The following is an 11,605-nucleotide window of genomic DNA, read 5'->3' on the forward strand; positions in this document are numbered from 1 at the left end:
GACGGAAGGGTTCGGCGGCGGTCCGGGACGGCACTGGCCGCGATCCCGGTGTCACTTCGGTCAGTACAGTAGGCGAACGTCGCCTTTGGGCCGTCAGCGGCCCGTCATGCCTCCGTCACCTTTCCGTCACCTCGCAACCCGCTCCGGCTGTTCGACTTATGACGAACCCTCGGGCTCGAACCGATAGCCGGTCCCCCGCACGCTGACGAGGAACTTCGGATTGGGCGGGTCCGGCTCAACCATCCGGCGGAGGCGAAGCACGAAGTTGTCGATGGTCCGTGTGGTCACGTCGGCGTCCGGCGGCCAGACCTTTCGCAGAATTTCCTGCCGCGGGAGCACGCGCCCGGGGTTCTCCGCGAACAGCCGGAGCAACGCCGTCTCCTGCGTGGTGAGGTCGTGCGTCCGCGATTTACCGCCCCGCGCGACGGTCAGGCGGAAGGCGTCGAAGTCGACGGTCACGTCGCCGAACTCCCGCACCGGCTCGCGGCTCGGCGGCTCCTCGGGCAGTACGGGCCGGGGGCGGGCGAGCATCGCCCGCACCCGGGCCAGCAGCTCCGGGAGGACGAACGGCTTCGTCACGTACTGATCCGCCCCGGCCTCGAAGCCGCCGATCTTGTCCTCCGTGAGGGTGCGGGCGGTGAGCATCAGGACCGGCACGGCGGGGTCCGTGCGGCGGATCGTGCGGCAGATCTCGTAGCCGCTCATCCCCGGCAGCATCAGGTCGAGGATGATGCCGTCGAACGCCCCGGCGCCGTTGCCCGTCGCCTTCGCCGCCTCGAACGCCGCCAGCGCGGAGTGGCCGTCGCCGGTCACGGTCACGGCGTAGCCGTCCGCCTCGAAGTTGAACCGCAGCCCCTCGGCAATCGCCCGTTCGTCCTCCACGACGAGCAGTCGCGGCGCGCGATCGCCCCGGGCGAAGGGGCCGCGGGGCGGGGGGGTGAAGGAGCTCATTGACGAATCCCCGGCAAATCGACTTCAAAGACGCTTCCCGGGCCGTCGGCGCGGTCGAAGACCTGCACCTTCCCGTTCAGCAGCGTGACGAGCGTGCGCACGATGTACAGGCCCAGCCCCGTCCCGCGACGGGTGCGTTCCAGTTCGTTTCCGCCGCGGTAGAACAGGTCGAAGATCTTTTTGCGGAACTCGGCCGGCACGCCGGCGCCGTCGTCGGCGATGCGGGTGACGACCCGGCCGCGCCGCTCCGACACCTGCACCGTCACCTGCGGGGCGGCGCCCGGCTGGCCGCCGTATTTCACGGCGTTGTCCAGCAGGTTGCCGAAGATCGTCTCCAGGATCATCCGGCGGGCCGGCACGATCACGGAGTGCAGGTCGGCCGTAAAAATCTCCTCCGGGTCCTGCTTGTGATGGGCCGCCGCGGTGGTCATCGCCCGGCGGAGCAGGGGGGCGAGGTCCACGTCCTCCACCTCCACGCCGGTGCCGAGCCGCTCCAGTCGGCCGACTTCCAGCAGTTGAATAATGAGGTGCTCCAGCCGGTTCAGCTCCGCGGCCATCACTTCCAGGCAGTCGGACCGCTTCTCCGCCGGCATGTCCGGCCGCATCTGCAACGTTTCCAGATACAGCTTCGCCGCGGCCAGCGGCGTTTTCAGTTCGTGGGTCACGCTGTCGACGAAGTTCACCTGCCGGGCGTGCAGCCGCACCGCCTTGATGCTGAGGATCAGATAGGCCGTCGAACCGACCAGCACCAGCGCGAACAGCACGGTGCCCACCGTCAGCGCCGTGTACTGGTAGGTGTCCGACAGGATGACGATCCAGGCCGTCATCAGGGCGATATTCAGCGCCAGCAGGACCACGCTGAGCGTGACCGGCAGATGCAGCGTGCGGCGGCGGCGAATCGGAGCGGCGATGTCCTCAGCCTATCGTGCCGCCCGGCCTCCACCCAACTCGCCCCCCGGCGACGGCACGTCGGCGCGGGAGTCCGTTTAGAAGGGCAGCTCCTCAAACGGCAGCCCGAACGTCTCCGCGACCGGGCGGTACGTGATCGCCCCGCCGTGGCAGTTCACCGCCTCCCGCAGCCCCGGCTCGGCGGCGCAGGCGCCCGGCAGGCCCAGCGAGGCGATCCGCCGGACGTAGGGGAACGTCACGTTGCACAGAGCGAACGTGCTCGTCCGCCCCACGGCGCCCGGCATGTTCGTCACGCAGTAGTGCACCACCCCGTCCACGATGTAGGTCGGCTCCGCGTGGCTGGTCGGCCGGCTGGTCTCGAAACAGCCGCCCTGATCGATGCAGACGTCGACCACCACCGCCCCGGTCTTCATCGCCGCGACGTCGGCTCGGGTCACTAGCTTGGGGGCCGCGGCGCCGGGGATCAGCACGGCGCCGATCACCAAGTCCGCCTTCAGCACCTCCCGCCGGACGTTGTGCCGGTCGGAGTGCACGGTGATCACGTTCGGCGGCATCACGTCGCCGAGGTGCCGCATGGTGTTCGGGTTCACGTCCAGCACGCGAACCTCCGCCCCGAAGCCGGCGGCGATCTTTGCGGCGTTCTTACCCACCACCCCGCCGCCGAGGATCACGATGTACGCCGGCGGTACCCCCGGCACGCCGCCCAGCAGGATGCCGCGGCCCTCCTGCGGACGTTCGAGGAACTTCGCCCCCTGCTGAACGCTCATCCGCCCGGCAACCTCGCTCATTGGGGTGAGCAACGGCAGATCGCCCGCCCGGCCGCGGAGCGTTTCGTAGGCCAGCGCCGTGGCCCCGGTGTCCCGGACGGCCTCCGTCAGTTCCCGGTCCGCGGCGAGGTGGTAGTAGGTGAAGACGAGTTGCCCCGGCCGCATCAGCGCCCATTCGCTCGGCTGCGGTTCCTTCACCTTGACGATCAGTTCCGCCTCGCCCCAGACGTCCCCGGCGGCGCCGACAAGTTCCGCCCCGTAGGCGGCGTACTCCGCGTCCTCGATGCCGCTACCGACGCCGGCGCCGGTCTGGATCAGCACGCGATGACCGGCGGCGGTCAGGTCCTCGACGCCGCTGGGCAGCATGGCGACGCGGTACTCATCCGACTTCGTCTCGGTGGGAACGCCGACGATCATCAAACTGCTCCGGGAGGCCGGGGAACCGGGGGGAGGGGGAGGGAGTGTAGCGGAGGCCCCTGCGGGGGATGGCATTCCAGGGCGGTTCGACGCACCCTATGGGGGTGTCCGACCAACGCCCCGCCTTCACCGACGCCGACGCCCGCGCCGCCGACGCGCTGATCGCCCTGGCTCTCGACGAGGACCTCGGCCCGGACGGCGACGACCTCACCAGCCGCCTGCTCGTCCCCGCCGACGCCACCGGCGGGTGCGACGTGAAGAGCCGCGCCCGTGGCGTGCTCGCCGGGCTGCCGATCGTCGAACGCATCCTGCCCGCGGTCGCCGAGCGGACCGGAAACGCCCCCTTGGAACTGCTGCCGATCGCCCGGGACGGCGACGCGCTGCACCCCGGCAGCATCGTGGCGAGCCTGTTCGGCCCGGTCCGTGATCTGCTGACGGCGGAGCGGACGATCCTGAACTTTCTCACGCACCTCTCCGGCGTCGCCACGCTGACCCGGCGGTTCGTGGAGGCAGTGGAAGGAACGAACGCCGTGGTTCTCGACACCCGCAAAACCCACCCGGGCTACCGCCGGCTCGAAAAATACGCTGTCCGCTGCGGGGGCGGGGCGAACCATCGGATGGGCCTGCACGACGCCTGCCTGGTGAAGGACAACCACCTCGCCGCGTGGCGGGAGCGGACCGGGGAGCGCGGCGACCTCGGCGCTCTGGTGCGGCGGGTGAAGGGGGAACTGCCGGCGGAGGCGCTGCTGATCGTGGAAGTCGATCGGCACGACCAGTTCGCCGCCGTCCTGCCTGCGGAGCCGGATGTGATCCTCCTCGACAACCTGCCGCCCGAGGCGCTGAAGCAGGCGGTCGCGGAGCGGGACGCCGCCGGATCGAACGTGAAGCTGGAGGCCAGCGGCGGGGTAAACCTCGATACGGTGCGGGCGATCGCCGAAAGCGGCGTGGACCGCATCAGCGTTGGGGCGCTGACGCACTCCGCGGTGGCCTTGGACCTCGGCTTCGACTGGCACGACGCCGGCCCGCCGACGCTGCCGTGAACGGCGGGGCGAACTGGAAGCCGTGGGCCGCGGCGGCGTGGATCCTCGCGGCGAGCCTCTGGTTCTTCACCCGCGATCTCCCCGGCCCGGCCGGCACGCGGGCCGCCATCGCCGGCAACATGCTGCTCGTCCCGGAGCAGTTGTTCGAGAACCCGGCCGACCTGCCGACCGGCCTCGCCGGAGTACTGCACCCGTGGCGGTGGATGGCGTGGGGCGTGGCGGCATGGGTGTGGCTCCTTGCCTTAGGGATCGGGCAGATCCCGCTCGCGGCGTCACGGTGCTCTGAACTCACCTTCTGGGAACGCATCAGTCTCGGATCCGGACTGGGAGCGGCTTTGATTTCGACGAGTACGCTACTGACAGGCATGGTGGGTTGGACTGCGGTCCTCGCTCCGCTGCTTCCGGGGCTCGCGGTCGTGGGAACCGTGTTCCGCCCCAGGGCGAATCCGCGACGCTGGCTCTTCCGAGACCCGTTACCCGGCAGGCGGGCGCTGGGACACGCGCTCGACCATTCGACGCGCGGCCTGTCTCGGGCGGCCTTCGTCGCCGTCGCCCCGTTTCTCGTCCTCATCACCCTCGGCTCCACCGTTCCCACCACGGAGTTCGACGCCCGCGAGTATCACCTGCAGGGGCCGAAGGAGTGGTTCGAAGCGGGGCGGATCGAACGGCTGCCGCACAACGTCTACACGCAGATGCCGGCGGGGACGGAGATGCTCACGCTGCTCTGCATGCACCTGTGCGGTGACTGGCGGCTCGGGGCGCTGGCCGGGCAGGCGACGCTGGCCGGGTTCATCCCGCTGGCGGCGCTGGCGGCGGGTTGCGTCGCCCGCCGGTTGTTTGGGGCGGGGTGCGGGTGGTTCGCCGCGGGGGCGTTTCTCACCAGTCCGTGGGCCGTCCGGCTCGCCTTGCACCCCTACGCGGAGGGGGCACTGTGCGCGTACGGGACGCTCACGCTGCTCGCGGTGGTGATTGCGGTTCGCCGGCGGCGACTGGCATCGTGGCGCCCGGCACTGCTGGCGGGGCTGCTCGCCGGGGCGGCGTTCGGCTGCAAGTACCCGGCGCTGCTGCTGATCGCGGCGCCGGCCGCGCTGGCTCTTCTATTCACGGTGCGACGCTGGGCGAACCTCACGGCGTTCGCTTGCGGTTTCGCCCTCTTCGCCGGGCCGTGGCTGTTGAAGAACGTCATAGAGACCGGCAATCCGGTCTTCCCGTTGCTGTGGGACGTGCTCGGCGGGGACGGCTGGGACGCGGCGACGAACGCCCGCTGGGCCGCCGCCCATTCGCCGCCGGACTGGTCGCCGGCCCGCTGGCCGCACTGGCTGGGGCAGCCGTTGGGGCTCGACACGTTTCACACCTCGCTGCTGATCGCCTTTGCCCCGCTGGCGGCGCTCGCGGGTTCGTCCCGCACGGGGCCGCAGCGGGCGGGGTGGCTGGCGGCGACGCTGGGGGGACTGATCGTGTTGTGGTACCTCGCGACGCACCGGATCGACCGCTTCTGGGTCCCCCTGCTGCCGGCCGGGTGCGTGCTGGCCGGGGCCGGGCTGCGGTGGGCGACGACGCGGGCGGAACCGCCGGCCCGCATCGCAGCATGGACGGCCGCGGGGGCCGGTGTGCTGTTCAATCTCGCCGTCTGCGTCGGGGGGATCGCCGGGGAGGTTCCGTTCACCGCCGACCCCCGGGTCGCTGGACAGTGGGTAAATCAGCACACGGCCCCGCTGATCGCGGCGCTCAACGAGCGGTTCGGCCCGGAGGATACGGTCGTCCTGATCGGCGAGGCGCAGGTGTTCGGAGCGGAGTTCCGCCCGATCTACGCCACCGTCTGGAACACGCCGCCGCTGGCGGACCCGGACGAGTCGCTGCCGGCGGGCGTCGCCGCGGTGGCGGTGAACTGGGGGGAGATCGCCCGCTACCGCGACAGCTACGGCTTCGATCCGCGGGTCACGCCCGGCTTCCTGGCGGAGCGGGTGGCCCGCGGCGAACTGCGGCCGGGGGAACCGGTCGCGCTGGGGGACCGCGTCGTCGGAGAGTTGTTTCTCTCGCCCCGTAAGTAGAGCCGCGACCGTCAGGGAGCGTCCCACCGCGGTCGCCGACTGCTAGAGACGCTCCCTGACGGTCGCAGCTCCAAGGGTGGATTCTTCGACGTCAGAGTCCCGGTCCCGCGTGCGTTCCTTCACGCTGTAGCTGTCGCGGTCGCGGGTCACGTAGCTGACGACCAGTTCCGCCAGCAGGCCGAGGCTCAACGCCTGCGCCCCGAGCAACAGCAACGCAATCGAATAGAGCAGCAGCGGCCGGCCGCCGATCGGTTCCGGCTCGCCGAGGCCGAACACGTTCATCGCCACCCAGGCGCACGCGAGATAGGCCAGGCCGAGGAAGCCGAGGCCGAAGGCGCCCAGGCCGACGGCGCCCAACAGGTGTTGCGGGCGTTGACCGTAGCCGGTGAGAAAGGTGACGGTCAGCAGATCGAGCAGTCCCCGCAGGAATCGGCGAACGCCGTACTTGCTGTGCCCGTGGAGGCGGGGGCGGTGGTTGACGCTCTGCTCCGCGACGGAAAACCCGCGGGCGTGGGCCAGCACGGCGATGAACCGGTGCAGCTCGCCGTAGATGCGGATCTCGCTGGCCACATCCGCGGTGAACAGTTTTAGTCCGCAATTATGATCATGGAGCTTAAGCCCTGTGAGGAGGCCGACGAGCCCGTTGAACACCTTGCTGGGAAACGTTTTCCCGAATGGGTCGAGCCGGCGTTCCTTCCAGCCGTTGACGACGTCGAACCCCTCCTCGTGCTTGGCGATGAAGGCGGGGATCTCCGCGGGATCGTCCTGCAGGTCGGCGTCCATCATTAGCAGCAATCGGCCGCTGGCGGCCCGCATGCCGGCGGTGAGGGCGGCCGCCTTGCCGAAGTTCCGCCGGAACCGCACGCCGCTGACCCGCTCGTCCGCGGCGGCCAGCCCCTCGATGATTTCCCATGACCCGTCGCGGGAGCCGTCGTCGATGAGGATCATCTCGAACGACAGGTCGGCGTCCTCGCAGGCCCGCGTCACCTGACGGTGCAGTTCGACGAGGCTGTCGCGCTCGTTATAGACCGGGACGAGGATCGACAGCATCGGCGGGCGGCGGGCCTGGGGGGGAACCAGCGGGGGGGCCGGGGGGGGAACCGGCGGGCGGGACCCGGCGAACGTAGTACAGCAGCGCGGCGGCGCACAACTCGCTTGCCAGCCAGACCAACCGCAGCAGGACCGCCGCGGCGACCGCGGTCGCTCCCACGCCGGGCCGCGGGGAGAGGGTTTCGATCAAGATCGCCTCCCGCACGCCAACCCCGCCGGGGGCGAACACCGCGGCGAAGCCCGCCGCCGTCGCCAGCCCCGCCGCCCCCACGCAGGCCGGCAAATCAGCGACCCCCGCGGCCCCGCCGACGGCGCGCACGCAGCACCACAGGCTGACGCCGTGACCGATCCAGCCCACAACGCAGGCCGCCAAGCCGACGGCCAGCACGCCGGGGCTGAAGCGCACGACGCCGCGGGCCTCCGGGGGGGCGAGCTTTACGGCCAGTCGGGTGAACAGCGCCGCCAGCACGGGCAACGCCAGCGCCGTGCCGACCGCCACGATCGCGACCGCGGCCAGCGGCCGGTTCAGCAGGAATCCGACGGCGGGGAACCGGTCGAGCTTCTCGCCCACGTCCGTGCCCGCCAGCGCCCACGGGAGCAGCGCCACGCCGACCGCGGCCCCGGCCCCCATCGAAATCAGCGTCTCCAGCCCCGCCGCCAACACGCCCACTCCGAACGTCCCGCCGCGGCCGACCAGCAGCCGCCCGCGGATCACCAACGCCAGTGCCTTGCCCGGTACGTACTTCCCGAGATGTCCGCAGTAATAGGCCCGGGCGGCGTCGAAGAAGCCGATCCGCTGCCCGGCCCGTTGCATCAGCAGGCGGAACACCCAGACGCTCGGCAGCCAGCCGACCAGGTACGCCAGCGCCGCCGGCGCCAGCCAACTGGGGCGAAGGTCGAACGGCCGGCGGGCCGCGTCCTCCCACAGCCCGACCGCCCGCCAACAGACGAACGCCATCACCGCCAACGTGAGCCCCCATTTGAGCAGGCGCCCCGGCCAGCGGGCCGCCTGCGACGGGGGAGGCGGCGGGGCGTCGGGGGAGCCGGCGATCAGTCGAACCGCGACTTGAGATCGCCCTCGGTCACGACCGTCAGCCGACTGTTGCCGAGCACCGCCAGGGCCAGATCGACGTCGTCCACGTAGATCGCCAGCCCGCCCCGCGGGGTGTCCGGCAGGGCGATGGTATAGGCGTAATGCACGTCGAGTTCCGCCCGCAGTAGCGTGCGGCAGGCGTCGGTGATCGGGCTGTCGACGTTCGGTAGTTCGACGACGACGACGTCCGATTCGAACGTGCAGAACCCGGAGAGCTCGAACAGTTCATGGGCCCGCTCGTAGTCGTCGACGATCAGTCGGGCGACGGCGGAGTCGGCGGCGTCCTGGATGGAGAGCCCGACGATCCGCAGCCCGGCCTCCTCAAGGGTGCGGGTGAGGTCGGCGAGCTTGCCGACGCGGTTCTCCAGAAACACGCTGAACTGCCGCAGCGCAGCCCAGTCTCGGCCGCGGGCCGTGCGGGGCGGGGCGATCGTGCCGACGCCACCGCCGGAAGAGTCGGCGTCGCCGTCGCCCGGGGGCGGGGGGGCGGTCGTCTTGGAGCCGCCGCCGGACGGGGCTTCATCGTCGCGTTCGAGACTCATCGACTCGGTGGCCTCAGGCGTTGGCGGACTTGGTGAACTGGACGCCGCTATACACGACCGCCGTGGCCTGAATCGCCTCGAGAATCGCCTCCGGCTCCAGGCCGAGGGCCCGGGCCTTCTTCACGTGACCGGCGACGCAGGGCTCGCAGGCGTTGAGGTCGGAGATCGCCGTGTTGATCAATTCGACCGTCTTCTCATCGAACGCCGTCGCCTGGAAGGCGTGCGCCCGCAGGCCGACCGGCAGGCCGTCGAACAGGTCCGTGCCGGAGAGGGTGCGAAACTTAAAGAAGGTGTTATAGGTCGCGTTCGTCGCCACGAGCGCGGCGACGTCCGTGATCTCCTCCTCCGTGACTCCCTCCTCCCTGGCGAGGCCCGTATAGAACTCCGTCCAGACGCTGCTGGCCTCTTTCAAGGCGACCGAGAGGGCGATCAGCAGCTTCGTCCGGCGGTCCAGCTTGCCCGCCTTCCACACGAACTTTTTGAAGTTCATATAAAAGTCGCCGAGCAGGGCCGGGGCGCGGCCGAGCGTGAGGAAGGGCGCCGGCACCGTCTCAGTACCGAACATCTCCTTGAGGCGGTCGTAGGTCTGGGCGGCCTTGTCGGCGGCCTCGCTCTCCGGCAGGGCGGGGATCGGCATGATTCGAGGGGGCGGGGCGGAAAACGAAAAGGAGCCGCTCCCAATGCGGGGGAGCGGCTCTCGCGGAGCGGGGCGCGCTAGTTCAGCGTGCCCTCGCCGGCCTTCCAGTTGCAGGGGCACAGCTTGTCGGTCTGCAACGCGTCCAGGACCCGCAGCACCTCCTCGACGTTCCGGCCGACGGACAGGTCGTGCACCGCCATCCAACGCACGATCCCGTTGGGATCGATCAGGTAGATGCCGCGGTTCGCCAGGCCGGCGTCCTCGTCCAGCACGCCGTAGGCGCGGGCAACCTTCTGGCTGGTGTCCGCCAGCATCGGGAACTTCAGCTTGCCGAGGTCCTCGTGCGAGTCGCACCAGCCCTTGTGGGTGAACTCGCTGTCGGTGGAACCGGTGAGGACTTCGCACTCCCGGTCCTCGAACTCGTCGAGGGCCGTATTGAAGCTGACGATCTCCGTCGGGCAGACGAAGGTGAAGTCCCGCGGGTAGAAGAACAGGCAGACCCACTTCCCGCGGTAGTCGGACAGCTTGATCGTGGGGAACTGGGCCTCCTCGTCGCCGTCCTTACGGCGATCGTAGGCGGTCACTTCGAATTCGGGGGCGGGCTTGCCCACGCGGACGAAGGCGGGGGCGTCAGTCTGTTCAGCGACAGCGGGCATCTTGAGCCTGGAAGGGTATGCAAAGGACGGATGGCGGGCGGATGAGCCCGGGGCGGCGCATCGTAGGACTGAACCCCTAGGACTTCCACGGCCTCAGTCTTCTCGACGCCGGACGCGAAGCGTCCCGGCCCCCTGAAAGATCCGGGACACGGGACGCTGCCGGATCTGACGGCGGATCGCCCAGACGAACCTCGATCAGAGGCCGGCGTCGATCAGGTGCAGGGCGCCGGCGCTGAACTCGCCGCCGTCCGGCGTCGTCTTCCCCTCGACCGGGGTGCCGAGCGTCGTGACGTACAGCTTGCCGTCCGGGGCGAAGGCGAGGCCGGCCGGTTTGTCGAGGGCCAGCACCTTCTCCGCGGTCATTTTGCCGTCGGCCAGCGTGACCTTATAGAGCCCGCCGCGGTCGGTGGAGAGGCCCATATCGGTGACGTACAGGGCCTTCGTTTTGGGACTGTAAGCCATCCCGCCAAACTCGCCGATCTCCCCCTCGTACTTCGCCACCAGGTCGCCGGCGGGGCTGAAGACGGCGAGGGCGTCGTCACCGGGCATGGACCCGCCCCACAGGCCGACGACGAGGTTCCCCTCGGCGTCCCAGGCCATCGGGCCGGGGCCGCCGAGCTTGGCGACGTCCGCGGCAGCGACGAACGGCTCTAGGGGGCCCAGTTTTCCGTCCTCCAGTGAAGCCTTCAGAATCCAACCCTTCGGCGTGGTGCTGGAGGTCGCCACGTAGACCGCGTTCTCGCCGACCAGCACGCCGGTAAAGTTCCCGGCGCCCTCGCCGCCGACGTCGGAGGGGCCGACCGGGCCGGCGGACTGCTTGGCGTCGGTGTCCTGAATCTGCGGATCGTCGCCGCGGGGTTCGAGGGCGATCTGGAAGGTTTGAATGACTTCCTCCCCCTCCGGGGCGCTGCCGCCGCCCACGACCAGTTCGCTGTCGCCGGCGAATGCCACCGACAGCGGGCCGATCTCGTACTGGCCGTCCTCGCCGATCGTGTCCGGCACGTCGTAACCCTCGACCTCGATGAAGATCGCGTGCCGTGACGGGTCCGGGTGCGGGACGTAGCGGTACACGCCCCAGCGGGTGGCGATCATCACGTCGCCGCTTTGCGGGGCGATCGCCAGACCGACGGGCGTTTCCAGGTTCTCCACCAGCAGTTCCGGCGTCGGCTCAGCCTGCTTGTCGGCGGCGGGTTTGTCGGCCGGCTTCTCCGCGTCCGTCGCGTCAGCCGTTCCCTTGGGATCCTCCGGCTTCGGGTCGGCGGGGGGCTGTTCGTCGTCGGTCTTCTCGTCTGGGGTGACTTCCTTCTGCGGGGCGTCGGCCGCGGGGCTGCCGGCGGGCGTGTTCTCGGTGGGCTCGGCGGCGGGTTCGTCCTGGCCGAACGCCGGGAGCGCGGGAGCGAACCCCCACAGCAGGGCGAGGGTCAGGGCGGCAAGCGACGGGCGTGACATCGGCGGACGCGGAATGCGAGCGGAAACGAACGGATCGCTCCGT

At 70.2% G+C, this 11,605-nt stretch carries 11 protein-coding genes; 2 read left to right on the forward strand and 9 right to left on the reverse strand.

The window, feature by feature from the left end; translation table 11 throughout:
- Window positions 1-156: 156 nt before the first annotated feature.
- From CA12_RS18765 to ald, 3 genes are all read right to left on the reverse strand, one after another.
- A complete protein-coding gene (locus CA12_RS18765; RefSeq protein ID WP_145360588.1) occupies window positions 157-951 on the reverse strand; it encodes a response regulator transcription factor in 795 nt (264 codons plus the stop codon).
- Complete coding sequence (locus CA12_RS18770) at window positions 948-1,808, reverse strand: sensor histidine kinase (RefSeq protein ID WP_242688023.1); 861 nt, start codon at window positions 1,806-1,808, stop codon at window positions 948-950. Before CA12_RS18770 ends, CA12_RS18765 begins: the two co-directional genes overlap by 4 nt.
- Window positions 1,809-1,937: 129 nt before the next feature.
- Entirely contained in the window at window positions 1,938-3,044 is a 1,107-nt protein-coding gene (ald, locus tag CA12_RS18775; protein ID WP_145360591.1) for an alanine dehydrogenase, read from the reverse strand.
- Between the two features lie 104 nt (window positions 3,045-3,148).
- Between ald and nadC the strand changes: the two genes are divergently transcribed.
- Window positions 3,149-4,084, forward strand: coding sequence for a carboxylating nicotinate-nucleotide diphosphorylase (gene nadC / locus CA12_RS18780; RefSeq protein WP_242688024.1), 936 nt, complete (start codon window positions 3,149-3,151; stop codon window positions 4,082-4,084).
- On the forward strand, window positions 4,081-6,135 hold the full coding sequence (locus tag CA12_RS18785) for a glycosyltransferase family 39 protein (protein WP_145360595.1): 2,055 nt from the start codon (window positions 4,081-4,083) through the stop codon (window positions 6,133-6,135). The genes nadC and CA12_RS18785 overlap by 4 nt, the downstream gene beginning before the upstream one ends.
- 42 nt (window positions 6,136-6,177) lie before the next feature.
- On the opposite strand, the gene CA12_RS18790 is transcribed toward CA12_RS18785, so the two are convergent.
- From CA12_RS18790 to CA12_RS18815, 6 genes are all read right to left on the reverse strand, one after another.
- Window positions 6,178-7,185 (reverse strand): glycosyltransferase family 2 protein, encoded by a 1,008-nt coding sequence (locus tag CA12_RS18790; protein ID WP_145360597.1) that lies wholly within the window; start codon window positions 7,183-7,185, stop codon window positions 6,178-6,180.
- Window positions 7,157-8,143 (reverse strand): lysylphosphatidylglycerol synthase transmembrane domain-containing protein, encoded by a 987-nt coding sequence (locus tag CA12_RS18795; protein ID WP_145360599.1) that lies wholly within the window; start codon window positions 8,141-8,143, stop codon window positions 7,157-7,159. Before CA12_RS18795 ends, CA12_RS18790 begins: the two co-directional genes overlap by 29 nt.
- 92 nt (window positions 8,144-8,235) lie before the next feature.
- Window positions 8,236-8,820 carry an acetolactate synthase gene (locus CA12_RS18800; RefSeq protein WP_145360600.1) on the reverse strand — a complete coding sequence of 195 codons (585 nt, stop codon included), beginning with the start codon at window positions 8,818-8,820 and terminating at the stop codon, window positions 8,236-8,238.
- A 13-nt stretch (window positions 8,821-8,833) separates the two neighbouring features.
- Window positions 8,834-9,457, reverse strand: a complete 624-nt coding sequence (locus tag CA12_RS18805) for a carboxymuconolactone decarboxylase family protein (RefSeq protein ID WP_145360601.1) — start codon at window positions 9,455-9,457, stop codon at window positions 8,834-8,836.
- 77 nt (window positions 9,458-9,534) lie between these two features.
- Window positions 9,535-10,113 (reverse strand): peroxiredoxin, encoded by a 579-nt coding sequence (locus tag CA12_RS18810; protein WP_145360603.1) that lies wholly within the window; start codon window positions 10,111-10,113, stop codon window positions 9,535-9,537.
- 195 nt (window positions 10,114-10,308) lie between these two features.
- Complete coding sequence (locus CA12_RS18815; RefSeq protein WP_145360605.1) at window positions 10,309-11,562, reverse strand: hypothetical protein; 1,254 nt, start codon at window positions 11,560-11,562, stop codon at window positions 10,309-10,311.
- Window positions 11,563-11,605 lie beyond the last annotated feature (43 nt).

Source organism: Alienimonas californiensis, assembly GCF_007743815.1.
GTDB classification, from domain to species: Bacteria; Planctomycetota; Planctomycetia; order Planctomycetales; family Planctomycetaceae; genus Alienimonas; species Alienimonas californiensis.